The organism is Paenibacillus amylolyticus, from assembly GCF_050990605.1.
Taxonomy (GTDB): domain Bacteria; phylum Bacillota; class Bacilli; order Paenibacillales; family Paenibacillaceae; genus Paenibacillus; species Paenibacillus amylolyticus_H.
Map to the genome: position 1 here is coordinate 1755054 of NZ_CP158832.1, position 25138 is coordinate 1780191.

The 25138-nt window shown below is 46.0% G+C and carries 25 protein-coding genes and 1 riboswitch; of the genes, 19 read left to right on the top strand and 6 right to left on the bottom strand.

Annotated features, from left to right (window positions below; all coding sequences use genetic code 11):
• Window positions 1-10 precede the first annotated feature (10 nt).
• The 4 genes from ABTV53_RS08085 to ABTV53_RS08100 all read left to right on the top strand — a co-directional run bounded on the left by ABTV53_RS08085 (window position 11) and on the right by ABTV53_RS08100 (window position 2929).
• Window positions 11-1219 carry an aminotransferase class I/II-fold pyridoxal phosphate-dependent enzyme gene (locus ABTV53_RS08085; RefSeq protein ID WP_036610094.1) on the top strand — a complete coding sequence of 403 codons (1209 nt, stop codon included), beginning with the start codon at window positions 11-13 and terminating at the stop codon, window positions 1217-1219.
• A gap of 189 nt (window positions 1220-1408) precedes the next feature.
• Complete coding sequence (locus ABTV53_RS08090) at window positions 1409-1630, top strand: aspartyl-phosphate phosphatase Spo0E family protein (RefSeq protein WP_176872852.1); 222 nt, start codon at window positions 1409-1411, stop codon at window positions 1628-1630.
• A 167-nt stretch (window positions 1631-1797) separates the two neighbouring features.
• Window positions 1798-2349 carry a hypothetical protein gene (locus tag ABTV53_RS08095; protein WP_433752188.1) on the top strand — a complete coding sequence of 184 codons (552 nt, stop codon included), beginning with the start codon at window positions 1798-1800 and terminating at the stop codon, window positions 2347-2349.
• Between the two features lie 37 nt (window positions 2350-2386).
• Entirely contained in the window at window positions 2387-2929 is a 543-nt protein-coding gene (locus tag ABTV53_RS08100; protein ID WP_017689625.1) for a bifunctional adenosylcobinamide kinase/adenosylcobinamide-phosphate guanylyltransferase, read from the top strand.
• Between the two features lie 81 nt (window positions 2930-3010).
• Here ABTV53_RS08100 and ABTV53_RS08105 read toward each other — a convergent pair whose 3' ends face one another.
• Window positions 3011-3622 carry a DedA family protein gene (locus tag ABTV53_RS08105; protein ID WP_433752190.1) on the bottom strand — a complete coding sequence of 204 codons (612 nt, stop codon included), beginning with the start codon at window positions 3620-3622 and terminating at the stop codon, window positions 3011-3013.
• Window positions 3623-3770: 148 nt separating this feature from the next.
• Between ABTV53_RS08105 and ABTV53_RS08110 the strand changes: the two genes are divergently transcribed.
• From ABTV53_RS08110 to ABTV53_RS08145, 8 genes are all read left to right on the top strand, one after another.
• A complete protein-coding gene (locus ABTV53_RS08110; protein ID WP_036610088.1) occupies window positions 3771-4346 on the top strand; it encodes a cob(I)yrinic acid a,c-diamide adenosyltransferase in 576 nt (191 codons plus the stop codon).
• Window positions 4343-5326, top strand: coding sequence for an RluA family pseudouridine synthase (locus ABTV53_RS08115; protein ID WP_433752191.1), 984 nt, complete (start codon window positions 4343-4345; stop codon window positions 5324-5326). The genes ABTV53_RS08110 and ABTV53_RS08115 overlap by 4 nt, the downstream gene beginning before the upstream one ends.
• A 436-nt stretch (window positions 5327-5762) precedes the next feature.
• On the top strand, window positions 5763-6128 hold the full coding sequence (locus tag ABTV53_RS08120) for an arsenate reductase family protein (RefSeq protein ID WP_433752193.1): 366 nt from the start codon (window positions 5763-5765) through the stop codon (window positions 6126-6128).
• A gap of 332 nt (window positions 6129-6460) precedes the next feature.
• On the top strand, window positions 6461-7354 hold the full coding sequence (locus ABTV53_RS08125) for a 5'-3' exonuclease (protein ID WP_017689620.1): 894 nt from the start codon (window positions 6461-6463) through the stop codon (window positions 7352-7354).
• 5 nt (window positions 7355-7359) lie between these two features.
• Window positions 7360-8466 (top strand): phosphodiester glycosidase family protein, encoded by a 1107-nt coding sequence (locus ABTV53_RS08130; protein WP_433754120.1) that lies wholly within the window; start codon window positions 7360-7362, stop codon window positions 8464-8466.
• 29 nt (window positions 8467-8495) lie between these two features.
• Window positions 8496-9182 (top strand): MOSC domain-containing protein, encoded by a 687-nt coding sequence (locus tag ABTV53_RS08135; protein WP_433752194.1) that lies wholly within the window; start codon window positions 8496-8498, stop codon window positions 9180-9182.
• Between the two features lie 76 nt (window positions 9183-9258).
• Entirely contained in the window at window positions 9259-10137 is an 879-nt protein-coding gene (locus ABTV53_RS08140; RefSeq protein WP_047842269.1) for an ROK family protein, read from the top strand.
• Between the two features lie 177 nt (window positions 10138-10314).
• Window positions 10315-11316 carry an HRDC domain-containing protein gene (locus ABTV53_RS08145; protein ID WP_433752195.1) on the top strand — a complete coding sequence of 334 codons (1002 nt, stop codon included), beginning with the start codon at window positions 10315-10317 and terminating at the stop codon, window positions 11314-11316.
• 70 nt (window positions 11317-11386) lie between these two features.
• On the opposite strand, the gene corA is transcribed toward ABTV53_RS08145, so the two are convergent.
• Window positions 11387-12322, bottom strand: coding sequence for a magnesium/cobalt transporter CorA (gene corA / locus ABTV53_RS08150; protein WP_062833460.1), 936 nt, complete (start codon window positions 12320-12322; stop codon window positions 11387-11389).
• 451 nt (window positions 12323-12773) lie between these two features.
• Window positions 12774-12897, top strand: a riboswitch (SAM riboswitch).
• Between the two features lie 234 nt (window positions 12898-13131).
• Here corA and metA point away from each other — a divergent pair.
• The 6 genes from metA (at window position 13132) to ABTV53_RS08180 (ending at window position 20027) form a co-directional block, all read left to right on the top strand.
• Window positions 13132-14049, top strand: a complete 918-nt coding sequence (gene metA, locus ABTV53_RS08155) for a homoserine O-acetyltransferase MetA (protein WP_433752197.1) — start codon at window positions 13132-13134, stop codon at window positions 14047-14049.
• 24 nt (window positions 14050-14073) lie between these two features.
• A complete protein-coding gene (locus tag ABTV53_RS08160; RefSeq protein WP_091032745.1) occupies window positions 14074-15261 on the top strand; it encodes a PLP-dependent transferase in 1188 nt (395 codons plus the stop codon).
• The gene (locus tag ABTV53_RS08165) at window positions 15258-16430 is read left to right on the top strand and encodes a trans-sulfuration enzyme family protein (RefSeq protein ID WP_433752199.1); all 1173 of its coding nucleotides are present in this window, start codon (window positions 15258-15260) and stop codon (window positions 16428-16430) included. Before ABTV53_RS08160 ends, ABTV53_RS08165 begins: the two co-directional genes overlap by 4 nt.
• A 242-nt stretch (window positions 16431-16672) precedes the next feature.
• A complete protein-coding gene (gene mqnC, locus ABTV53_RS08170; protein ID WP_215076942.1) occupies window positions 16673-17809 on the top strand; it encodes a cyclic dehypoxanthinyl futalosine synthase in 1137 nt (378 codons plus the stop codon).
• Window positions 17810-18039: 230 nt separating this feature from the next.
• Window positions 18040-19017: an aldo/keto reductase gene (locus tag ABTV53_RS08175; protein ID WP_433752201.1), complete on the top strand. Its 978-nt coding sequence runs from the start codon at window positions 18040-18042 to the stop codon at window positions 19015-19017.
• A complete protein-coding gene (locus tag ABTV53_RS08180; protein ID WP_433752203.1) occupies window positions 19014-20027 on the top strand; it encodes a zinc-binding alcohol dehydrogenase family protein in 1014 nt (337 codons plus the stop codon). The genes ABTV53_RS08175 and ABTV53_RS08180 overlap by 4 nt, the downstream gene beginning before the upstream one ends.
• Window positions 20028-20306: 279 nt before the next feature.
• On the opposite strand, the gene ABTV53_RS08185 is transcribed toward ABTV53_RS08180, so the two are convergent.
• The 4 genes from ABTV53_RS08185 to ABTV53_RS08200 all read right to left on the bottom strand — a co-directional run bounded on the left by ABTV53_RS08185 (window position 20307) and on the right by ABTV53_RS08200 (window position 23750).
• The gene (locus ABTV53_RS08185; RefSeq protein WP_433752204.1) at window positions 20307-21212 is read right to left on the bottom strand and encodes a YitT family protein; all 906 of its coding nucleotides are present in this window, start codon (window positions 21210-21212) and stop codon (window positions 20307-20309) included.
• A 114-nt stretch (window positions 21213-21326) separates the two neighbouring features.
• A complete protein-coding gene (locus tag ABTV53_RS08190) occupies window positions 21327-22565 on the bottom strand; it encodes a cation:proton antiporter (protein WP_433752206.1) in 1239 nt (412 codons plus the stop codon).
• A 4-nt stretch (window positions 22566-22569) separates the two neighbouring features.
• Entirely contained in the window at window positions 22570-23064 is a 495-nt protein-coding gene (locus ABTV53_RS08195) for a cation:proton antiporter regulatory subunit (RefSeq protein ID WP_433752208.1), read from the bottom strand.
• 281 nt (window positions 23065-23345) lie between these two features.
• Window positions 23346-23750 (bottom strand): hypothetical protein, encoded by a 405-nt coding sequence (locus tag ABTV53_RS08200; RefSeq protein WP_433752210.1) that lies wholly within the window; start codon window positions 23748-23750, stop codon window positions 23346-23348.
• Between the two features lie 171 nt (window positions 23751-23921).
• Between ABTV53_RS08200 and ABTV53_RS08205 the strand changes: the two genes are divergently transcribed.
• Entirely contained in the window at window positions 23922-24875 is a 954-nt protein-coding gene (locus ABTV53_RS08205) for a putative sporulation protein YtxC (RefSeq protein WP_433752212.1), read from the top strand.
• Window positions 24876-25138: the final 263 nt, after the last annotated feature.

Below are 25138 nucleotides of genomic sequence, written 5' to 3' on the forward strand. Positions count from 1 at the left end.
AAGATGTGTCATGATAGTGAATGAACAGACAACCGGGAACAACAAGAAAATGACTTCTTATCTGGCGCCTCTCGTGCAGCAGATACCTCCATCCGGAATACGTAAATTTTTTGATCTGGTTGGAGATAACAAGGATATTATCACATTGGGTGTGGGTGAACCTGATTTTGTTACACCTTGGCATATGCGTGAAGCTTGTGTATACTCGCTGGAAAGAGGCATGACCAGCTACACATCCAACGCAGGTATGCCGAAGTTGAGAGAAGCCATTAGTGAATATCTGGATACTCAGTTTGATACCAAATACGATCCCAAGGATGAGATTATTGTTACCGTGGGTGGCAGTGAAGCGATTGACCTGGCTTTGCGAGCATTAATTGTACCTGGCGACGAGATTCTCATTCCTGAACCTTCATACGTGGCTTATTCACCAATCGCTTCAATCGGTGGAGGTATACCGGTTGGTGTTGAAACCTACGCGAAAGATCAGTTCAAGTTAACGGCCGAAGCACTTGAAGCTGGCATCACACCGAAGTCAAAAGTGGTTATTCTGTGTTATCCGAGTAATCCCACTGGAGCCATCATGACGTATGAAGAGTGGCTGCCTATTGCTGAAGTGATTAAAAAGCATGATCTGATTGTGATCGCTGATGAAATTTACGCTGAATTGACGTATACGCAAAAACATGTTAGTTTTGCAGCTATTCCTGACATGAAGGAGCGGACCATTCTCGTAAGCGGATTTTCAAAGGCTTTTGCAATGACAGGTTGGCGGATCGGTTACATGTGTGGTCACCCTGAGCTTATTGCAGCCATGCTTAAAATTCATCAGTATACGGTAATGTGTGCGCCGGCCATGGGCCAGGTTGCTGCACTTGAGGCATTGACGAATGGTTTGGGTGAGAAAGATCGGATGGTAGAATCGTATAATCAGCGCAGACGTTTGATTGTGCAGGGATTTAGAGATATTGGACTTGATTGTCATGAACCTCAGGGAGCATTCTATGCATTCCCGAGCATTCAAAAGACGGGTATGAGTTCCGATCTGTTTGCTGAGCGATTGTTAACGGAAAATAAAGTGGCTGCTGTTCCCGGCAATGTTTTTGGCCCTCAGGGTGAAGGCTTCTTGCGTTGTTCCTATGCTACTTCTGTAACCCAATTAAATGAAGCTCTGGAACGAATCGGAAACTTTGTTTACAAACTTCAAAAAGAGGGTTAATACTAAAGTAGAATGTTTTTACAAATATAGCATTGTTATCATTGGAAAAAAAATAACTTTCTTTTACAAAATAATGTGATATAATTTCAATTTGAAATAAGATTTCATAAATTTGGAAACCATTTTTCCAAGGAGGGGTTAGCTTTGTTTTGTGTTGAATATGATTTACCGACGAATCGTGGGCACGTTCTGGCAGAAGGCGATCATGGCGACCGATGGTCGGTGAAACCCGATAACGCATCTCTGCATGACATTTCCTTGGAAGATGAAATTCATATGCTTCGTCGCAAGATGGAACAGATCTTTCTCGAAGAGAAATCATTCACATCCGATATTGTAATTGAGATCAGCAGTTTGCTGGATTTAAAGATTAATGAATATATGAAGGCTAACCCGATTAAAGGAAAATAACCTTTTTGCTGGATTGAAACGTTTCATTAATTGAAGTTAAAAAGGGAGACCTGAGAAGGTCTTCTTTTTTTGTGTAAAGCAAGGCTAATCTTCCAATAAAACAGGTTATTTTTTTGCGTGGAACAATTGTGATATATTGGACATAGGAGACTAAAGGGGGAACTGGAATGAAGAGATTTTGGGGGCTTACTGCGATCATTTCTATCGTTTTTCTGCTTGCTGGTTGTGGAGGTAAAGATGGTTTTTCCATTTTTATCATTGATAACCAAGGCAATCCATCTGTGATATCTGAACAGTTACAGGCCAATTTGCAACAGAAACTGGGTGAGGAACCCAAGGTTGAAGTGATCACCAGTGCGATGTATGATGTTCAGAAAATTATGGTAGAGTATGCTGCTGGAGGACATGATATCTTCATTTTACCAGAAGCTGACATGAAACAATACGGTAGTAATGGCTCCAATGTTCCGCTGGATGATACTTTTGATCCCAAGAAGTATGAACGGGGGGTATTTGAGGGTGGAGTGTTGGTAGAGAAGGGTCAAGGAGATGGAGGTTCAGATATCAAACAAGAATCACATCTTTACGGCATTCCACTGGAAGATATGAAAATGTTTAAAGATGTAGAATATGCTGCGAGCAATTTGTTCGCCACCATTCCATTGTCATCTTCCAATGTCGAAGAATCCAAAAAAGTGCTGAAGGCGCTGACAGAGTAAAGAAAATTCAGAATGGCTATGGAAGGAGGGAAGCGGATTGCTGATTACGGTCACAGGGGGCATAGGTAGTGGTAAAACCCGGTTTGCCCTCAAGTACGCAGCCGGGATTAGCCGGGAGGGTGTATATTTATCCACTGGTGATCATGATCCCGTTATTCCCGAATTGCCATCCGCTCATTATCGTGCCATTCATGCCGGAAACGGTCAGCATCTGACAGAGGTGATCACCCAGATTAATCGGGAATCCAATCTGTTTTTGGCAGATCAGCGAATTGTAATTGTAGACAGTCTGACCTCCTGGATGGCTGCCGGTTTCAGGGCAACAGAGGATCTGGATCATCAGCGTTCAGAGACACAGCTTTTGCTTGATGCGTTATTGTCTTATCAGGGGAAGTTGCTTGTGATTACCAATGAAATGCATGGCACATTGCATCCTACCGAGGAAGAACGAATATTTACAGCGAGAATGGCTTCGGTTAACCGGATGCTGCAGATACATGCTGAAAAGATGTACTTGCTGGTATCTGGTCTGGCTATTGATCTGAAGAGTCAGGGCATGCGAAATGAAGATGAACGATAGTGAGATGACATAACGGGTGAAGTAAAGAAGCCTCCTTAACCACGAATTGGTGGCGAGGAGGCTTTATTTTATCATCGTTCTTTATTTTTGCTTTTTGCTACGTCTGATCCACCAGATGATACATCCGATAACAATAATGGCTAGCATGACGTACACCACGATGGAATAGACGTCCATAAAGTGCAAAATGCTCTCCCATGATGCGCCAAGCGCAGCACCAACGCAGACAAGAATAACATTCCAGATCAATGTACCAATGGTTGTAAAGAGAAGGAATAAACCAAATTTCATATTGGACATGCCTGCCGGAATGGAGATCAGACTACGGACGAGGGGAACCATTCGGCAGAATAATACGGTCCACATGCCATATTTGTCAAACCATGCATCGACACGGTGAATATCCTCTTTTTTGATGCGCAGAACATGTCCCCAGCGTTCCACAATTTTCTCAAGGCGTTCGACGTCAATGAGTAGTCCAATACCATACAGGAGAACAGCACCAAGGACGGAGCCAATGGTTGCGGCGATAATAACTCCTGGAAGAGTGAGACTGGTATAGGTGGTCATGAATCCGCCAAACGGCAAGATGATTTCGGATGGAATCGGGGGAAATACGTTCTCAAGAGCAATAATGAGTGCAATGCCTATGTAGCCATATTGTTCCATGAAATCGGTTATCCAGGTTTGCATAGTCGTCTCCTTTACTTTTGGTTTTCTTCGATTTGTCGTATACTCGGCAGAGCACACCAATTCTTATATACGTGTAAAGCGATAAACGGGTTTCTGAAAAAATGGCATTCCGGTATTCATTATTATATTACCAATTGGAGGGATAACGATGGGCATATATACACGAACAGGTGACGAAGGACAGACTTCGGTCATCGGTGGACGCGTCATCAAGGATGATGACCGAGTTGAGGCTTATGGCACGATTGATGAGTTGAACTGTTTTGTAGGCCAGGCAATCAGCCTTATTGACTCTGCTCAAGGCGAATTTGAAGATCTGCGTGAGCATCTGCTGGAAGTTCAGCAGGAACTATTTGATTGCGGGTCGGATCTGGCCTTTGTGAAGATTAGTGAGACCAAATATAAGGTGAGAGATGAAATGGTCACACGTCTGGAACAATGGATCGACCAATATGATGCAGAAAATCCCAAAGTGGAACGGTTCATTATTCCAGGTGGCAGTCAGCTGTCTTCGGCTCTTCATGTGTGCCGTACGGTATGTCGTCGCGCAGAGCGTCGCACGGTAACACTTGGACAACATACAGATATTAACCCGTCTGTACGACGGTATCTAAACCGACTGTCTGATTACTTCTTCGTGGTTGCACGGACGGCCAACGCGAGACAACAGGTGGCGGATATTGAATATGTGCGGAGCAAAAAAGTATTCCGCCGCAAAGAATGAGCCAATATTATTCGCCGATTGTCTACACGGTAACCGAACAAGAAGATGGCTGGCTGCTGAAGACCGTGCTTCAGCGCCGGCTGCTGGTGTCGCGTAAGCTTTTGTCCAAAATTAAGCTGACTGAACAAGGCGTCATGTTAAATGGAGAGCGTGTGTATATTAGCGTCAAGGTAGCTGCGGGTGATGTCGTTGAAGTTCGGATGGAGCAAGAGGAATCGGATGACATTTTGCCTGAACCTATTCCCTTTACCGTTCTGTATGAAGACGAGCATTTGCTTATAGTAAACAAGGATGCGGGCATCATCGTTCATCCAACACATGGTCATTACACAGGTACTTTGGCGAATGGAGTCGTTCATTACTGGAAATCCATGGGCGAGCGATTCCGGTTCAGACCGATTCATCGGCTTGATCAGGAAACGTCAGGTGTGCTGGCTATAGCCAAGAACCCTTATGTGCATCAGCATGTCTCTGAACAGATGATCGCTGGAACAGTGGATAAGAAATATATTGCACTTGTGCACGGCAGCCCAGTCCCGGAACAAGGATCGGTGGATGGGCCGATTGACCGCGATCCTGAAGAGCCGCACCGCCGAATCGTAACACCTGATGGTTACGCTGCAAGAACGTTGTACACGACCTTAACACGTTGGTCAGGGGGCAGCGCCAGTGCGATAAGTCTCAAGCTGGAAAGTGGGAGAACCCATCAAATCCGGGTACATATGACGTCCATCGGCTGCCCATTGATCGGTGATCGAATGTACAAGACACTACCTGTGCACGAGATCGATGAGCAGACCATGGCTGTTCGGGAAAAACGGGACAGCTGGATCGAACGCCAGGCATTACACGCTTGTGAATTGACGTTTGAACATCCAATTTTACAGAAACGCATGACGTTCCAGGCGCCTTTTCCAGCAGATATGGCCGCACTGGAGCAGCGTTTGAATGATGAGGCAGCACCCAGAAAACAACTGTAGGAAACCTGAGAAAGAGGGTTTTAGATTTTCCTTAGTTAGGCCACTGTGTGGTAGGTGTCGTAGCTTTCTGTACGCTCCATCCTGCTGGGCCTGTTCTGCTTGAGGTTCAATGCAGTTGCTTAAATCTTGTTTGTGAGGGGTGCTATAATGCACCCGAACAACATGCCGTAGGCTAATCTTAATGGTTTCATGTTTATCTTTAGCATTTTCATAATAAATGCGTTAACATGTCTAAACTATTAAAATGATTTTAAAGTGATTAAAGAAACGTAGTTAGGTCTTGATCCAAAAATATAGCGAATGTGTGTTTTTGATCTCATTCGCAAAAGTCAGTAAAATTACATGGCGATGGTATCGATTTGGAGCGACTTTTGGATTTGCGAAGCAAACCAAGGGAAGCGAGAAGTCGATACCGGAGCATTTGGAGGAACACAACATGAGCAACTTAAAAATATATCAATATGCCAAATGCGGCACATGCCGCAAAGCTGTAAAGTGGCTTGAAGCGCAAGGACATGAGCTGGAGCTAATCCCCATTTTTGACACACCACCATCAGAATCTGAACTAACAGAGCTAATCCGAAAGAGCGGACTGGAAGTGAAGAAGTTCTTTAATACGAGTGGGGAAGTGTATAAAGAACAACAATTGAAGGACAAGCTGCCAGGCATGTCAGCCGATGAACAGATTCGTTTACTGGCTTCCAATGGTCGTCTCATCAAACGTCCGATCGTTACGGATGGAGAAAAGGTGACGGTTGGATTCAAGGAAGAAACGTACGAGCAGGAATGGAATAACGCATAAACGGTGCCAAATATCAGCCTTGAATTGTTCAAAATTCAGGGCTTTTTTGGCTGAACGATGGTTGGCGGAACTATGCTATAATGATAGAATTAGTTCGATATTTTATTTGCTATAGAAATTAAACTGAACATTTACACGAAAATGGAGAGGACAGAAATAACCTGAAGAAGCGGAGCGTTCGCCTTTATCCCCGGATTTTCCCTTTTGGAAAAGGGAATCAAAAAAATCTGGGGATAACAGCGATCAGAAGGTTGTTCTGTCATCGGAATGGTAAGTGTAAATATACTTTAGTTTAATTTCTATAGAATCAGGACAGGAGAGAACAAATTCAAGTGAATCAACGTAATGAACCTACTTTGTTACTGGTAGACGGTATGGCGGTGTTGTTCCGTGCTTTTTATGCGACATCTGCAAGCGGATATATCAGACGTACAAAGGCAGGATTGCCTACCAACGCAGTCTACGGATTTATCCGTTATTTCTGGGATGCGGTTCAGACTTTTGGGCCAAGTCATGTCGTATGTTGTTGGGATATGGGCGGTAAGACGTTCCGCGGTGAAGAATATGCAGCCTACAAAGGCAACCGGGCCGAAGCTCCGGATGACCTGATTCCCCAGTTTGCCCTGATTCGTGAAGTGATGGATAGCCTGGGTATTCCGAATATAGGTGCTCAAGGATTCGAAGCCGACGATTGTATCGGGACGCTTGCGAAGTATTATACCGAAGAGACCGATATGAATGTTATGGTACTGACGGGTGACCACGACATGTTGCAACTGATCAATGACCGTACGAGTATCATTATTATGAAAAAAGGCCATGGCAACTACATGGTGTACAACCCTGAAACGCTTATGGCAGAGAAACAACTGACACCTCGTCAAGTGATTGACATGAAGGGTCTGATGGGAGATGCCAGCGACAATTATCCCGGAGTACGGGGAATTGGTGAGAAAACAGCGTTGAAGCTTGTACAGGAATACGGCTCCATTGAAGGGATTTTGAGCAACATGGATAAACTGACTCCTTCGGTGCGTAACAAGATTGAGAATGATCTGGATATGCTTCATCTGTCCCGCAAACTGGCAGAGATTCATTGTGCTGTTCCGGTTGCCTGTGCGCTGGATATCTGTGAATTGCGTCTTGATCCGGATATGGTGATGGACAAGTTTGAACAACTTGAGATGAAGAGCCTTGGCTCTTGGATGGGAGTGGCAATAGGGTGAGCAACATGCAGAACGTACGAACAGGCAAAAAATGGTGGACAGGGGCTATGGCCCTCGTCCTCGCCTTGCCCGTAATTCTTTCGGGAGCAGTAAGTGCGCCACAGACAGTGGATGCCAAAGCAGCAATTAGCACCAAAGTACAGAAAGTAAAAGCAGCAGGACGTAATTTTACCGTACAGACAGTTTCAATTCCGAAGGGAACACCGGTTACCGTGGGACTTGCTAAGAAACAAGTGGGTCAGACGGCAACATTGCCATCGATTGTGAAAGCCTATGGTGCACAAGCAGCCATTAACGGAGCATTTTTTGAAGCATATAACGGAGCACCAGATCCATACGGTATGTTAATAGCAAATGGTAAGGTCATACATATTGGAAGATACGGAACATCCATCGGATTTAAGGAAGACGGCTTGGCGATCATGGATTCACTTCAGGTGAGTTTGACAGGTAAAGTAACGGATACAAAAGGCAAATCACGCAGTTGGTATGCAACCTTTATTAATCGAACACCTTCAGCGAACGCGAGCATAACAATGCTGTATACGCCTGAACGAGGTGCTACAGTCGGGTTCAAAGGTGGCACTGCGGTTGTCATGGAGAAAGGTATCGTGACCAAAAAAGTGCCCAATACAAATGTGGCGATTCCTAAGAATGGCTCGGTACTGGTTTTCACAGGCAACCAAAAGTCCTCTTCGGATCGTTTCACCGTTGGTTCAACCGTAGAAATGAATTATAAGTATACGAACGCGGCAGGCAAAGAGATCCCTTGGCAAGATGTAGTGACTGCTGTTGGGGCAGGACCACGTCTGGTAAAAGACGGTAAGGTAGCTGTAAATCCAACGAGCGAAGGTTTCAAGGATGCCAAGATTCTTAATGCTTCCGGAGCCAGAAGTGGTATTGCGATCATGGCGGACGGTTCTGTTATGCTGGCTACCGTTTCCGGAGCGACAATCAAGGAGTGGGCAGCGGTGATGCAGAAGCTTGGTGCCAAACAGGCCATGAATCTGGATGGCGGTGCTTCCTCGGGCATGTATGCCGGGGGTAAAATGCTGACTTCACCAGGCCGGCTCTTGAGTAATACACTGGTATTTGGCGGCTCTGTGCGTTAAAAGAAAGTGATAATGGGAGGTAGGAGCAAATGACACTCACATCTGATCGAAAGCCGGGGGAGGCCAATACAGCTGTTCTGGCCATTAATGTAGGACTGCCGCAGCCGCTCCCTGGGCAGAAGCGTGAAGTGCAGAGCGGCATTGTGAAACATCCTGTATCCGCCTCGGTTTTCCTGTCATTCACTGGAATGACAGGGGATGCGCAGGCGGATCTGGTGCATCATGGCGGCCCTGACAAGGCCGTTTGTGTATACGATTACAGTCGTTATCCGGCGCTGGAACAGCTGATGGATCGCAAGCTGGACTGGGGAGCTTGTGGAGAAAATCTGACGGTTGAAGGCTGTGCCGAAGAAGACGTCCGGATTGGCGATGTGTACGAGTTGGGCGAAGCCACGGTGCAGGTCAGTCAGCCCAGACAACCTTGCTTCAAGCTGGGGGCGAGGTATGACTATAAGGAGCTGCCTGTTTATTTTCAGGAGAGCGGACATACCGGCTTTTACTTTCGTGTACTGCAAGAAGGTGAGGTAAGGCCTTCATCGATATTTCGACGGATCAGCACCGATGCTGGATCAATGACAGTTCTTGAAGCCAATCGAATTATGCATCAGGGTAAAGAAAATGTCGATGGTATCCAGGCGTTGCTGGCCATTCCTGCGCTGTCAGACAGCTGGAGGCAGACTTTAACGAAACGATTGTCCAAGCTGGAGAACAAGTAGCAGGGTAATTAAAGTGTCATCAAGTAAAGCACGAACGATTATTTCTTTTTTAAACTAACTTGGGAGTGTGACTAACATGACGATTTTAGGCGCAATTGAAGCAGGCGGAACCAAATTTGTATGTGGTATTGGCACGGAAAACGGAGAGGTTCTGGAACGCGTAAGTTTTCCAACAACAACACCGGAAGAAACAATGGCTCAAGTGATTTCGTTTTTTGAAGGCAAAGGCATTGAAGCTCTGGGTGTAGGTTCATTCGGTCCGATTGATCCGATTGAAGGAAGCCCAACATATGGTTATATCACTACAACACCAAAACCACATTGGGGACAGTATAACGTGATTGGCAAGCTCAAGGAGCATTTTGACGTGCCGATGACATTTGATACGGATGTGAATGGTGCGGCACTTGGAGAAGCAACCTGGGGCGCTGCACAGGGTCTTGAGAGCTGTCTGTATATCACTGTGGGTACAGGTATTGGTGCTGGCGCTGTGGTTGGCGGTAAAATGGTCCATGGATTGTCACATCCAGAGATGGGACATATCATTGTCCGCAGACATCCAGAGGATACATACGAAGGTTTCTGTCCGTATCATGGTGACTGCCTCGAAGGCCTTGCAGCAGGACCGGCCATTAACAAACGTTGGGAGCAACCGGCTTATGAACTGCCGGCAGATCATAAAGCTTGGGAGATCGAAGCGCATTACCTGGCACACGCACTGATGAATTATGTTCTGATTCTCTCTCCGCAGAAAATTGTCATGGGTGGCGGGGTGATGAAGCAGGAGCACTTGTTCCCGATGGTGCGTAGCAAACTGCAGGAGTTGTTGGCTGGATACGTTCAGCATCCGGCGCTTCAATCAGACATCGACCAGTATGTTGTTTCACCCGGACTTGGTGACAATGCGGGACTATGTGGTTCGCTGGCGCTTGCCAAGTTGGCATTGAATAAGTAGATCAATAAGGGATTGACGAATTTTACCATTGTGGTATGATATGGGCAACAGCATAACACGGTTGATGAGGAAGCACCTCTCTTGCATGGATTTTGCAGGAGAGGTGTTTTTTGTGCTGCCTGCAGGTAGCATAACTAACCCGTAATAGGCTGAAATGTTAAAGGGAGGGAACGGAAAATGGAAGTCATTTTCATGAACAGATTGTCCAGAATGTCAGATCAGAATGCAGAATATGCACAGCTATGGATTGGGGAAGAGGAGGATAGTTGGCAGCTGGGATGGAGTCGCTACGAGGAAGGAGAGCGTGAGGACAGCATCTGGTATGAAGGGACTTCTTGGGAGGAGTTGATTCATATTTACCGTCATCAGCTTGCCATCCAGATGAGTGAGGGGTACCGACCGCAGTTGCAGGGGTTATTTCATGAGAATGATGATTTGAAATCACGCAGTTATGGTGGACAGCGGCTGCATTGTTACAGTGAGTTATACGGCAATGAACAGTTATATACGGATCTGTGCACATGGCGCAGGAAGAGAGCCGTATCTGACCGCAAGGCACCGTATTTTATTGCAACGAATCGTCTGCTGCGTTTGATCAGTGCCTTTGTTCCGCAATCGCTGGATGAACTGATGCAACTGCCGGGTGTGGGGGAAAGCAAAGCAACCGACTATGGTGCGGAATGGATGGAGATTACCAATGGATTGGAGCGTTCAACGACATTCCCGCTGGAATGGGTCTACACGGCGCTGAAGGAAGAAGAGTATGAGAGCTGGCTGTATAAGCAGAGAGAGCAGAAGTACAAGCAGGAACTCGACAAGTTCACCACGCGCAAGCAGGTGCTTGAAGGCATGAAGGAAGGCTATACGTTAGAGGAGATTGTTCATCGATCCGGGTTATCCCGACGCGAATTGATTGAGCTTTTAGAGACACTGGATCTCGAAGGCTATGACACCGATTGTCTTCTTGATGTGGAGCTGGCAGTGATGCCAGAGAACGAACAAGAGGCTGTATGGAGTGCGTATGAGGAGCTGGGAGATACGTTCCTGAAGCCGGTATTACATAAGGTGTATGGAGGAGAGAAGCCCGACGGAGGAAGTCTGGAGCAGGTCTATGAAAGACTGCGCATGATTCGAATCCGCTTTCGTCGGCACGCAGAGACAGAGAAGAATGTTGGTTAATGATCAGAAATGAAAAAAGACGAGGCGTTTCTCCCAGAGGAGCGCTTCGTCTTTATTATTTCATACGAGTTCATACCCAGTCTTTCTTACGGAAAATGAAGAACATGCTCAGGCCCAGAGTGACCATCAGGCCAATCACAACAAAATAACTGTATTTCCAGTTAAGCTCTGGCATATTCGTAAAGTTCATGCCGTATATACCGGTGATGACCGTCAGCGGCATGAAGACCGTAGTAATGGCGGTAAACACCCGCATGATCTCATTCGCCCGGTTCGCAATACTGGATTGATAGGCTTCTCGCAAGTTGCCCATCAGGTCCCGATAAGTCTCAAAGGTCTCCGATATTTTTACGGCATTCTCATAGATGTCACTGAAATATTTTTGAAGCTGATCATCAATGAGACGCAGATCTTTTTTGTTCAGGGTGTTAATGACCTCTTTCTGAGGTCCAAGGACTTTCTTCAGCCACAGAATCTCACTGCGCAGCCCGATGATTTCATTCAGATGTGACTTTTTGGTGTGCATTAGAATGTCTTCCTCAAGCTTCTCGATCCGTGCTTCAATTCGGTCACCTACGGTGAAATAATTATCAACAATCAAGTCAACCAGCAAATACAGCAGACGATCCGGTGTACTGATTTCCTGTTCCCACAGGATTGGTTTCAGTGTGCGCAATTCGCTGACCTTTTGCTTTGTAACACTAATAATGAAATGTCTGCCGAGGAACAGGTTGACTGCACGTAGAAATATCTCTTCATCATCGAAACGGATGCTATTAATCACAATAAAATAATGGTTCTCATAAATTTCAATCTTCGGACGTTGTTCTTCGTCACTAAGACAGTCTTCCACAGCCAGATCATGCATCAAGAACAGCGGCTGAAGTACCGCCAAATCGTCTACGTCTGCATCAATCCAGTAAAATCCTTCCGCTGGTGGAGTCAGCGCCTGCTGAATGTCGTCCACCGGAATAAATACACCGTTGTTTACCAACCGGATTTTCATCGTTAATCTACTCCTTCTGCACCCGCCAACTTGGCGGATATTATCATTATGGGCGCAAAAAGAACAAATCAGCCGGTCGGCAGCGGAGCCTGGAGATCAGGGCTGCGTTCACTATATAATCAAACGGAAGTCACGTCCCGCTGCCGGCATGCTGATGTCAATTCTCTATGCAGTTTGTCGGAATTCGGCTGCCAGTCAGGCCTCGGGTCGCCATCCATTTAATATGTCACCTCTCACATAAGGGTTTATAACACCTTGTTTAGTATACCGCTGGTACAAGGTGCTTTCAAGCGCAAAAATGTGTCTATTTCGCGCTCTGAGGCAGTGTATGACAACGGATGATGAACGGTTCCGATCTGGGAAGCAGACATAGAACTGCAACTTGACGTGAGGACATTAATGTAATAAAGTAGACGGTGAACCATATTCAATTACAATCTAATACAGCGAAATCTTATCAAGAGTAGGTGGAGGGACTGGCCCGATGAAACCCGGCAACCGGCGGTAAACCGCACGGTGCTAATTCTTGCAGCGACTAAGTGTCAAGTGGCACTGTTGTAACTGAGAGATGAGAGAGGCGCATATCTATTTACATATGACCTTTCTCGAAATCCGAGGAAGGTCTTTGTCATATGCCCCGACTTCTCAGCAGTGATTTTCGCTAAGGAACTTGAGGTCGTTTGTAACGTTGGATGAAAGAGCAATTCAATGTTTTTACAAGCTCAAGGCAGTCTATAACTGTATTGATGTGAAGACATCATGCCAGCGTTAGCTGCATCTATCTATGCACAAGGAGGAGTTAGACTCACATGCCAATCAAAATTCCTGATACTCTACCCGCAAAAGAAGTACTTGAAGGAGAGAATATCTTCGTCATGGATGAAACTTCTGCCTACCAGCAGGATATTCGTCCACTCCGTATCGCTATATTAAACCTGATGCCTACAAAGGAAACGACCGAAACACAATTGCTTCGTCTGGTGGGAAACACGCCTATCCAGGTGGATGTTGTTCTCGTACATCCCAAGTCTCACACATCAAAGAATACATCTCAGGAATATCTGGATTTGTTCTATAAAACCTTTGATGAGATTGAGCATCGTCGTTTCGATGGAATGATCATTACCGGTGCCCCTGTGGAACAGATGGATTTCGAAGACGTGAACTATTGGAATGAAATCCAGGAGATCTTTGAATGGACCAAAACTAATGTGACTTCGACCCTTCATATATGTTGGGCTTCCCAGGCAGGTTTATACCATCATTTTAACGTACCTAAGGTTGCACTGGATGAGAAGTGTTTTGGCGTTTTCCCACATACCATCAACAAACCACATGTTCCGTTGTTGCGTGGATTCGATGAAGTATTCAACGTTCCACATTCCCGTCATACGGAAGTGAGACGCGAAGATGTTAAAAAGAATGAGAATTTAGAGATTTTGGCTGAATCCGAGGAAGCGGGTATCTTCCTGGTTGCTACCAAAGACGGCAAACAGATTTTTGCCACAGGACATGCCGAGTATGACCCGTTCTCATTAAAGTGGGAGTATGATCGGGATGTAGCCAAAGGGTTGGATATCGCTTTGCCTAGACATTATTATCCGAATGACGACCCATCCCGTGTGCCACCAGCTACTTGGCGCGCTCATGCCAATTTATTATTCTCTAACTGGCTCAATTACTATGTGTATCAAGAGACACCTTACGATATTGGCCCGCAAATCTAATCGAGATTACAGGAGGATGCAGCAATGGAAGACAACAACAAGTTGAAAATCGAAAGCCGCTTAGCACAAATTGGGTCCATCAATGAACCGGTAACAGGCGCCATTAACTTTCCGATCTATCAATCCACTGCGTTTCGCCACCCGAAGCTTGGACAAAGCACGGGGTTTGATTATATTCGTACGACGAATCCAACCCGTAAAGTATTGGAAGAAGCAGCCGCAGCACTGGAGTCCGGTGATGCAGGGTTTGCGTGCAGCTCGGGTATGGCCGCACTGCAAACGATCTTTGCCATGTTTGGTCAAGGGGATCATCTGATTGTATCGCTGGATCTGTATGGTGGAACCTATCGCCTGCTTGAACGCATCTTGTCCCGTTTTGGTGTAACCGCAAGTTATGTGGACACGAATGACCTTGCAGCACTGGAGAAGGTTCGTCAGCCGAATACAAAAGCTGTATTTATTGAGACACCAACCAATCCACTGATGATGATCACCGATGTGGAAGCCGTTGCTTCCTGGGCGAAAAGTTACAACCTGTTGACCATTGTTGACAACACGTTGTTGACTCCATTTTTCCAACGTCCGATTGAACTGGGTGCCGATATCATCATTCATAGCGCTACCAAATATCTGGGCGGACACAATGATGTGCTGGCCGGATTAATTATAACCAAGGGTGAAGCGTTATCTGCGGAAATGGCTTTCCTGCATAATTCCATTGGAGCGGTATTATCTCCAAGTGACTCGTACCAGTTGATGAAAGGTATGAAAACGCTGGCTCTTCGCATGGAGCGTCATGAGCACAATGCACTTACTATTGCCAAATACTTGCTTGAGCACCCAGCGGTGGTTGAAGTGTATCATCCAGGCCTATCAGATCATCCGGGGTATGAGATACAGAACAAACAATCCACGGGTAACACAGGTATCTTCTCTTTCAAAGTGAAGGATGCACGTTATGTTGAACCCTTGCTGCGTCATATCAAACTCATTGCTTTTGCCGAAAGTCTCGGTGGAGTGGAATCACTGATGACCTACCCAGCAGTGCAAACGCATGCGGATATTCCGCTTGAAATTCGTGATGCCGTAGGTGTGGATGACCGTCTTCTCCGCTTCTCCGTAGGCATTGAACATGCGGATGATCTGATTGCAGATCTCGGCAATGCTCTGACAGCTGCACAACAGGAAGTGGAAGGAGGCGTGCACTCATGAGTGAGTCCAACCACAAGCCCAATGCCGAGTTGAAATTTGATACTAAGTTGCTCCATTTTGGCGATGAGATTGACAAAACGACTGGGGCCTCCAGTGTACCGATCTACCAAGCATCAACCTTCCATCATTTTGATATCTTCAATCCGCCTCAACATGATTACAGTCGTTCGGGTAATCCGACACGTCAGGCTTTGGAAGATTACATCACATTGTTGGAGGGCGGCGCACGAGGATTCGCCTATTCTTCGGGAATGGCTGCGATCTCCAGTGTGTTCATGATGTTCTCCGCAGGGGATCACATGATTGTAACGGAAGACGTATATGGAGGTACATATCGTTTGCTTACTTCCATATTAAGCCGTATGCAGATCGAGACAACCTTTGTAGACATGACCAATATAGATGAAGTAAAAGCGGCACTCAAGCCGAACACCAAGGCAGTTTATATGGAAACACCGTCCAACCCAACCCTGCGTATTACGGATATCGCTGCCGTAACTGACTGGTCGAAGGAACATGACTTGATCACGATTCTAGACAACACCTTTATGACACCGTACTATCAGCGTCCAATTGAGCTTGGTGTGGACATCGTCGTACATAGTGCTACGAAGTTTCTCGGAGGTCACAGTGATGTACTGGCAGGGTTAGCCGTTGCTCGCACGGAATCACTTGGCGTACAACTGAAACAGTTGCAAAATGGACTTGGAACTGTACTTGGAGCACAGGAATCCTGGCTTCTGATGCGCGGCATGAAAACTTTGGGCGCTCGCATGGCTCATAGTGAACGGAGCACAGCCAAACTGGCGGCATGGCTTAATGAGCGCAGTGATATTACCGCTGTCTTTTATCCTGGACTGGAGGATCATCCGGGCCGCGAGGCACATGAGCGTCAGTCAACGGGATATGGAGCTGTCGTTTCATTTGACGTCGGTTCAGGTGATCGCGCAAAAGCAGTTCTTAACCGGGTGAAACTACCCATTGTTGCTGTAAGCTTGGGAGCTGTAGAGAGTATTCTGTCCTACCCAGCCATGATGTCTCATGCGGCAATGCCCGCTGAGGTTCGCCATGACCGTGGCATTACAGATGGGTTGCTGCGCTTCTCCGTAGGTCTGGAAGATATCGAAGATCTCATTGTAGATTTGGAGCAAGCGCTTCAGGAATCCTAGCAAAAGTGAAGTGTCCAAATACGCCTAACCGTATCATTTAAGTTCGAATAAATTCCATTCCATATGTAAAAATTTTTACTTATTTTTAAAGCACCTGTACATAAGGTGCTTTTTTTCACATGTAACCTGTGTTACGATATGTGGAGTACAGAAATGCGATGTTGCCACCAGAACTTGGTTCTCTTGAACAAGTTGGGACGGATCGTTATATAATTTCTCTTCATGAGGGAGGCTTTTTTACGATGAGTACGGTAGACCGTATCTTAGATAAAGCCCTTCGGGGCGAACGTTTGGACTTGGAAGACACGATTCAGTTATTTGAATCCAATGAAGTGGACAAAATCGGGGCAGCTGCTAATGTCATTATGAAGCGCATGCACCCTGAACCATACAGAACATTTGTAATTGGGCGTAACGTCAACTACACGAACGTGTGTGATGTGTACTGCCGTTTTTGTGCTTTCTACCGCAGACCTGGATCGGATGAAGGTTATGTGCTGCCGGACGAAGTCATTTTCCAGAAGATTCAGGAAACGGAAGATGTGAATGGTACCGAGATTTTGATGCAAGGGGGAACGAATCCAAACTTGCCTTTCAGCTATTATACAGACCTGTTGAAAGCCATCAAAGAGCGTTTCCCGAACATCACCATGCACTCTTTCTCGCCAGCTGAGATTATGAAAATGGTTGAAGTATCCGATGGTCTTACATTGGAAGAGGTTGTCCGTGCCATTCACGAAGCTGGACTGGATTCCTTGCCTGGCGGCGGCGCTGAAATTCTGGATGACCGCACACGTCGGAAGATTAGCCGCTTGAAAGGTTCATGGCGGGATTGGATGGACGTTATGCAAACTGCACACCGCATCGGTATGAACACCACGGCTACGATGGTTATCGGCCTTGGTGAATCGATGGAAGAGCGTGCATTGCACTTGCTCCGTGTACGTGAAGCTCAGGACGAATGTATTGCGAACAAGTATGACTCCGAAGGTTTCCTGGCATTCATTCCTTGGACTTTCCAGCCAGACAATACCAACCTTAAGCTGGAGCGTCAGACTCCGGAAGAGTACCTGAAGACTGTGGCCATTAGCCGCCTAGTGCTGGATAATATCAAGAACATTCAATCCTCTTGGGTAACCATGGGTCCTGAGATCGGTAAGAAGTCGCTTGAATTTGGCTGTAATGACTTCGGTAGCACCATGATTGAAGAGAACGTTGTATCTGCTGCTGGTGCAACTTACAAAGTGAACATTGAATCCATTCTGCGTTTGATTCGAGAGTCCGGTTATATTCCGGCACAACGTAACACCCGATACGAGATTGTGCGCATGTTCGACGAAGAGAATTCCGTGCATGAAGATTTCGTAATGCAGAACTAATCCTGATTATTTGAATACTACTTCCATAACTGCTGATTGTTAGATGAGTATTTATGAAGCAAGCCCGCTGACTACTCCGTATGGAGAAACGGCGGGCTTTTAGATTTCTTTATGCGGTTCGAGGTCATTAAACAGTACATGTTACGCAATTGACGATATTTTATATTGAAATTGAACTGTTACAATGAAAGGGAACTTGTGTAGTCAGACATGCTGGAAGGGGTAGACCAATGAAAAAAAGAAGACTTGGCAAGACGGAACTGGACGTACCTGTATTGAGCTTTGGAGCATCCTCACTCGGTTCTGTATTTCGTGACATTGACCGGGACGAAGGGGTTCGCACTGTACATGCGGCTGTAGATGCGGGGATGAATTACATAGACGTTTCGCCTTACTACGGGCTGACAAAGGCGGAGACGGTGTTGGGTGAAGCCATCCGCAGCTTGCCGCGCAGTTCATATATGTTATCAACCAAAGCCGGACGGTATGGGGAAAATGAGTTTGATTTTTCACGTAAGCGGATTCAGGATAGTGTACAAGAGAGCCTCAAGCGATTGCATACCGACTATATTGATATTTTGTTCCTGCATGATATTGAATTTGTGCCAGCAGAGATTATTATCGAAGAAGCTTTTCCAACGTTGCTGCGTCTGAAAGAACAGGGAGTTATTCGTCATGCTGGGATTTGCGGATTGCCCTTGCCGTTGTTCGAGAAGGTTCTGCCACAGATCAATGCGGATGCGATCATCTCGTATTGTCATTATTCATTAAACGATACCTCATTGTTATCTTTGTTGCCTTTGTTGGAAAAGAAAGAAATTGGCCTCGTAAATGCTTCGCCTCTGTCTATGGGCTTGTTAAGTACCCGAGGTGCTCCTGCCTGGCATCCGGCAGATGAACGGGTGAAAGAGCTCTGTCTGAAAGCTGCCCGCTTCTGTGCAGAACAAGGCAGTGACATTGCCAAGCTGGCCGTGCAATTCTCTACGGCGAATGAACGTATTCCAACAACACTGGTGAGTAGTGCCAGCCAGCGCAATATCCTGAATAACGCAGCCTGGATAGAGGAGCCGATAAATCAGGATCTGCTGGATGAAGTACTGTGCATTCTGGCACCATTGCATAATGAGACGTGGTCAAGCGGACGTCCTGAATATAATACAATGCACAGCAATACCACTTCAGAAACATCCAAGGGGGAACAACGATGAGAGCCATTGTGTGTGAAGACATAGACCGTTTGGAGCTGCAAGATCTGCCTCAACCGGAACGATCAGAAGGGGAGGCATTGGTTGCCATTCGGCGGATTGGGATCTGTGGAACGGATTTGCATGCGTACAAAGGCAACCAGCCATTCTTTACCTATCCTCGTGTACTTGGTCATGAACTGGCGGGTGTGATTGAAGAAATCGGTCCAAATGGGGCTGGGTTACAGCCTGGGGATCAGGTAAGCATTATTCCGTATCTGCACTGCGGTCACTGTATTGCATGTCGCAGTGGAAAAACCAATTGTTGTGCGTCCATGCAAGTCATGGGTGTGCACGTAGACGGAGGCATGAGAGAAAGAATCAGTGTGCCTGTCTCACATCTGCTCTCAGCAGAAGGTTTGACACTGGATGAGACCGCAATGGTAGAACCCTTAAGCATTGGAGCCCATGCGGTCAGGAGAGCGGGAATTAAGCCTGGTGAGCATGTGGTTGTGATTGGAGCTGGCCCTATCGGACTTGGTGTGATGGCATTTGCCAAACAGGCGGGAGCCCGTGTTATTGCCGTTGATCGTAATCTGGACAGGCTGGAACTTAGCCGGACTTGGGCCGGAGCAGATGACCTGGTACAGGCCAATGAACATACCGTACAACAAGTGGCTGAAATCACGGGAGGCGACTATGCTACGGCTGTCTTCGATGCAACAGGTAACGTGAATTCCATGAATGAGGCCATTCAATATGTAGCGCATAGTGGTCAACTCATTTTCGTGGGTCTGGTGAAAGCGGATATTACCTTCCATGATCCTGAGTTTCACAAGCGGGAGATGAGCATGCTGGGCAGTCGAAATGCCACCCGAGAAGATTTTGAACAGGTCCTGTCAACGTTGCGTCAAAAGAAATTAAGCATGGATGGTTATATCACACACCGAGTGAAATTTGATGAGTTACCTACTGCAATAGACCAATGGCTATTGCCAGATTCACATGTAGTCAAAGCTATCGTTGAACTATAATATCAATTAATTATAATAACAGAAAAAAACGCTCTCTGACCTTGGTGGACAATACTGTCCATCCATAGGGGAAGAGAGCGTTTTTTGTAAGTTGAATTAAAATTACACGATAACGAAGAGGACAGAAAAAACCTGAAAAAGCGAAGCGTTCGCCTTTATCCCCGGATTTTTCCCTTGAGAAAAGGGAATCAAAAAAATCTGGGGATAACAGCCGATTGGAAGGTTGTTCTGTCATTGTAGTGTCAGTGTAAATATCTTTAGTTCAACTTACATGAGCTATTATTTTTCCGGATTTGTTACAATGCCCGCATGTGGATCAATGTGACGAACAATGGATTTTAGCCAGATCATCTCCAAGACGTGTACTTCATAATAAAGTGCACCGGGGATCTGTTTGATCCATCCTTCAGTCATCGCGAGTTGTGTTGAGTCAGACGTGGCTTCCAGCGTTCCAGGTTCACGGCGCAGCCGTTTGCGTACAGCTTTTTCAACTTGAGAGCTTTGTGTGGTCAAAATGCATACTCTGCGCTTGGAAGAGAAGCCTCTGAACGCAATGTACACCATTTCATAAGCAATAAGATAGGCGATTACGGAATACATCGCTTGGTCCCAGCCAAAGACAACACCAGCGGCTGTCAGTATCAACAAGTTAAGCAGCATGATTATTTTTTCGATAAGCATCCGTTTTCCGCTAAATACACGCTCTGGTGGGCGGGAAGACGGATCACCGATTTCGAGCGTATCCAGTGTCCCACCATACCGCACGACGAGCCCAATTCCGAGTCCGAGGCATAATCCGCCAAACATGGCAGCAGCCAGTGGATGCTCTACAAGTGGCGGCATGGGATGAAGCACAATGGCACCGATCGAAAAGACAACCAGACCCAGAACAGTAACCAGTACAAATTTCTTCTGCACAATCTTGTAAGACAGAAATATAAACGGAACATTGAATAAAAATAGGAACAGTCCAATCCTCATTTCAGTCCAGTGGGCGAAGAGTGAGGAAATGCCTGTAATGCCTCCAATAATAATTTTATTGGGGTGTAAGAATAATTCAAGTCCCACGGAGGCCAGAATTCCGCCCGCAATAACAAGAAGCAGGTTTAACCAGCGGCGGGTAGACGATATCCTGTTCTTGGCGGTGTTTGGCACCGGATTAGCCGATATCAGAGGTGCTTCCATAGGTCATCCTCCTTAGTGCGGCTTTCGAGCCATTCTCCCTGGGTTAGTCACAGAAAGATCGGCGTAAGAGCCGCGAAGTACGTTAGTATGTCTGTTCTGTACAGACATAGGGAATTATCCTTCTTTCTGCAGGACCTTTGGTTCTTCTTTCTTTTTCCGAGGATCTTTGAATTTGAATATTTTATCCAATAAACGGAATACATGCTTGGACTCTTTGGTTAATAAAGGACCCAGAATGGCCAGAATAAGGACATACAGCGCGGCAAACGGTTGAATCAATGGCAACAGTCCTCCGGCTTTACCCATGTTCGCCAAGATGATAGAGAATTCACCCCGTGACACAATGGTTAATCCGATATTGGCCGATGCTTTGGGTGATAGTCCTGCACTGCGTCCGGCCAGCATGCCTGCCAGGAAGTTACCGAACAGTGTAATAACAACTGCAATCAGGGCCAGCCATATAGCTTCGCCACCCAGGGACAACGGATCAATGGACAATCCAAAGCTGAAGAAGAAGATGGCTCCAAAGAAGTCACGGAACGGCAGAATCAAGTGCTCAATCCGTTTTGCGTGTTCTGTTTCAGCAAGCACCAGACCAACCAGTAATGCGCCGATCGCTTCGGCAACATGAATGGTCTCAGAGAAACCGGCTACCAGGAACAAGGCTCCAAATACAACGAGAGAGAATAACTCATTTGATCGAATTTTAAGCAATTTGTTTAGTAGCGGTGTTGCTTTGCGTCCAAGGATAATCACGATAAGCATAAATCCAAGGGCCACTAGTGCGGATACGAGTACACCTCCAACAGAGGATGAACTACTGAGTACAAGTCCGGACAAGATCGAGATATATACAGCGAGGAATACATCTTCGAACATAATAATACCCAATATCATCTCGGTTTCCGGGTTGGCCGTTCGTTTTAAATCGACGAGTACCTTGGCCACGATGGCACTGGAAGAGATGGTAGTTATACCTGCGATAATAAGTGCTTCTGCAACCGGGAAACCTGAAGCAAAACCAAAAATCAGTCCCAGTGTAAAGTTGATCCCAATGTAGATCGAGCCGCCCACTGCAATAGAGCGACCCGATTTAATTAAACGACCTACCGAGAATTCAAGTCCAAGGTAGAAGAGAAGGAACAGGATACCTATGCGTCCCATAAACTCGATAAAAGGCTGGCTTTCGATAAAACGGAAGTCCAAGTGCCATATATGCATGGCATGTGGGCCTACGGCCATCCCGATCAGAATATAAAAAGGAACGACCGAAAATCTTAGTTTTGCCGATAAAAGGCCGGCTGCCGCAATGAGCACAAGGGCCAGACCTACTTCGAATATCAAATGATCCATCTATTTACCCCCTTCCAGTCAGGAGGAGGGATTTAAACAGTTTCTGTTGATTGCGTTCGCCAACGGCTACTACCGTAGATTCTGCACTGATAACGACCTCCGGACCTGGGCTGATATATTTTTTGTGATTTTTCTCTACAACGGCAATTACTGTTGCCCCAGAGTTTTGACGCACGTCCAGTTCACCGATGGATTTTCCGATAGACCCAAAGGATGGTTCGATTTTGTACCACTCGATAATCAGGTCGTCAAACGTAACTTCGATATTCTCAAGCTGCTTTGGTTTGTAAGTGAGTCCACCAACAATGGCAGCAATCTGTCGTGCTTCGTAATCGTCAAGTGTGATCATCGAGATGCTTTGATCGGGATCATCATACTCGAAGTGGTACATTTCCCGGCGACCGTCATCGTGAATAATAATGACAATTTTATCACCGCCGCTTGTTTCGATCTGAAATTTTTTGCCGATCCCCGGCAAGTCTGTTTCGCGTACATCCATGGATTATTGCCTCCTTATAATTAGGGGCTGGCCACAGAAGACAGGCTTATTTCCCGAAAATAATTAATCTGCTGCTCGAAGGAACATCAAAAGATGCGGGTAAACAGAGCCAGAAATTCCTGACACAGCCATATGATTTGAATTTGTCGGTGTGTGTGGTACTGTCATAAACATCGGTTTATCTAACGTGTGCTAAAAGGGTTATAAGTTATGCACAAGCACACCGTCTTAAATACAGAGGTGTCTCCATGCAAAAGCAACCTGTAAATACGTTGTAACGGCTAGTGGAGAGCGTTTGCGTATTTTGGTGCTATAGGGGTGAGGGATACATACATGCTGGTAAACTTAATAGGTAGCAGAAATAATCTGCGTTTAAACAGACAATACAACGGTTTAAAGGACAGACCCGTTGTAGGGATTCGCAGCATCAATAACAATGCGAGGACAAGAAAGACAGGCTTATTATGCGTAACCGCAATCAGCTTGGACATGACTTGTGGGGATTTGCGAATGGCAGGTTTCTGCTGGGATTCGGATATTTGCAACAGCACTTCTTTGTTGGAAGTTGCTTCTACAGACACCCCAACAGCAGATTCGGACTGCATCGGAATAGGGAAGCACAAGGCTTGGAAAACGCACAAAATGATAATGATCGTGTAGTGAAGTATTCTAGGTTGTTGTCTCATTTTGGCTTCCCTCCTTTTCCGTGAAACATACTGTTATTAAAATAATAACACATTTTTGTCTTAACTCCAAACCTCTTCATAATATACTGAGAAATCATGACACGCTTTCCATCAATCCGCTTCGTATATCCCCATCGGCCTTGCCATATACTTTGAACAGGAAGGAAAGGAGTGATTCTTGTGGAACTGTTTGCTGTATGGACCGATGTATCGGGTCAAGAGGAAGCGGATCAATTTTATCGTTGTGTCAAGGAAAAAACCAAAGGTTTACATATAAGTAAAAGAGGATTTCGGCTCACCTTCAAACATAATGATGGAAGAGCAACCTGGGTGTGCAGAGGGAATGAGAATCACGAAGACTTCCAGCAATGGCTTCCCCGGATCAGTGATCTGATATCCCTTGGACTCGCCGACTTCATTATGGAGACACAAGAACGAAGCATGGTGGAGGATATGATCGCCAAGGCATGTTCTGTCATGGATGAACATGAGATGGAGAAAGTCAATCGAATCTGCATGCCACTTCTATTAAATGGTGATCTGGATCAGCCCGGACTTCGGGAGCGCCGCCGTACTACATTAGCCAGTGGACTACGGCAGGATTTGGAGGATGTTCACTTTTTTCACCTTGAAGGTATTATCAATTTCCGTATACGTCCATATAAGCAGGAGCTTCAGGAATTAGTGGAGTATGCGCTGGATGAGTTCTGGATGGATCGGCAGTATGAAGAGTTTATGGGGCTGTTAAAATATTTTGTATTTTTTCAAGAAGCCAAAGTACCTCTGGTTCATCTTGTACACAAGGGAATGCATGAATTTCAGGTCCTGGATGCTGGACTTAATCTGTTACCCGTGCAAAAAGATGAACAGGTCGTTGTGGAAATGCCGGGTCTGGAACTGGAGATGGATATTGAAGATATGATTGTAAGTACACTCATCTCGATCTCTCCTGAGAAAGTCATGCTTCATACACGTACCCCGGAGCTGCCGATCATCTCAACCATATGCCAGATCTTTGAAGACAAAGTGCAAATATGTCATCATTGCCCGGAATGCGAAGTGCTGCGTTCAGGATTGTTGACAGGTCTTGACGCAAGTGATCTCGGCAATTATAATAACTGTTGATCCATGAATTTTTTCATGTGAACCATTGAACCAAAAGCGTTGACAAAGACAACAACCACACGCAAGATCGGTGCAGAGAGAGGAACCCAGGCTGAAATTTCCTCCGGATATCACGTATGGTTTACCCCTTTGTAGCTGCAATTTTGAAAGTGGAGTTAGAATATCGCCTTTATTGGGGATTATCCGCGAGTAAGGATCTGCCGGGTCATGCCCGTTATCGTCATGCCAATGAGGGCTGTATTTCCGAATATGGGTGAATCAGC

Bases quoted from the DNA above. Each gene is read 5' to 3' on its own strand.
- ABTV53_RS08085 (WP_036610094.1), top strand. From the start codon at position 11: ATGATAGTGAATGAACAGACAACCGGGAACAACAAGAAAATGACTTCT.
- ABTV53_RS08095 (WP_433752188.1), top strand. From the start codon at position 1,798: ATGAAGAGATTTTGGGGGCTTACTGCGATCATTTCTATCGTTTTTCTG.
- ABTV53_RS08105 (WP_433752190.1), bottom strand. From the start codon at position 3,622: ATGCAAACCTGGATAACCGATTTCATGGAACAATATGGCTACATAGGC.
- ABTV53_RS08110 (WP_036610088.1), top strand. From the start codon at position 3,771: ATGGGCATATATACACGAACAGGTGACGAAGGACAGACTTCGGTCATC.
- ABTV53_RS08115 (WP_433752191.1), top strand. From the start codon at position 4,343: ATGAGCCAATATTATTCGCCGATTGTCTACACGGTAACCGAACAAGAA.
- ABTV53_RS08120 (WP_433752193.1), top strand. From the start codon at position 5,763: ATGAGCAACTTAAAAATATATCAATATGCCAAATGCGGCACATGCCGC.
- ABTV53_RS08130 (WP_433754120.1), top strand. From the start codon at position 7,360: ATGCAGAACGTACGAACAGGCAAAAAATGGTGGACAGGGGCTATGGCC.
- ABTV53_RS08135 (WP_433752194.1), top strand. From the start codon at position 8,496: ATGACACTCACATCTGATCGAAAGCCGGGGGAGGCCAATACAGCTGTT.
- ABTV53_RS08140 (WP_047842269.1), top strand. From the start codon at position 9,259: ATGACGATTTTAGGCGCAATTGAAGCAGGCGGAACCAAATTTGTATGT.
- ABTV53_RS08145 (WP_433752195.1), top strand. From the start codon at position 10,315: ATGGAAGTCATTTTCATGAACAGATTGTCCAGAATGTCAGATCAGAAT.
- corA (WP_062833460.1), bottom strand. From the start codon at position 12,322: ATGAAAATCCGGTTGGTAAACAACGGTGTATTTATTCCGGTGGACGAC.
- metA (WP_433752197.1), top strand. From the start codon at position 13,132: ATGCCAATCAAAATTCCTGATACTCTACCCGCAAAAGAAGTACTTGAA.
- ABTV53_RS08160 (WP_091032745.1), top strand. From the start codon at position 14,074: ATGGAAGACAACAACAAGTTGAAAATCGAAAGCCGCTTAGCACAAATT.
- ABTV53_RS08165 (WP_433752199.1), top strand. From the start codon at position 15,258: ATGAGTGAGTCCAACCACAAGCCCAATGCCGAGTTGAAATTTGATACT.
- mqnC (WP_215076942.1), top strand. From the start codon at position 16,673: ATGAGTACGGTAGACCGTATCTTAGATAAAGCCCTTCGGGGCGAACGT.
- ABTV53_RS08175 (WP_433752201.1), top strand. From the start codon at position 18,040: ATGAAAAAAAGAAGACTTGGCAAGACGGAACTGGACGTACCTGTATTG.
- ABTV53_RS08180 (WP_433752203.1), top strand. From the start codon at position 19,014: ATGAGAGCCATTGTGTGTGAAGACATAGACCGTTTGGAGCTGCAAGAT.
- ABTV53_RS08185 (WP_433752204.1), bottom strand. From the start codon at position 21,212: ATGGAAGCACCTCTGATATCGGCTAATCCGGTGCCAAACACCGCCAAG.
- ABTV53_RS08190 (WP_433752206.1), bottom strand. From the start codon at position 22,565: ATGGATCATTTGATATTCGAAGTAGGTCTGGCCCTTGTGCTCATTGCG.
- ABTV53_RS08195 (WP_433752208.1), bottom strand. From the start codon at position 23,064: ATGGATGTACGCGAAACAGACTTGCCGGGGATCGGCAAAAAATTTCAG.
- ABTV53_RS08200 (WP_433752210.1), bottom strand. From the start codon at position 23,750: ATGAGACAACAACCTAGAATACTTCACTACACGATCATTATCATTTTG.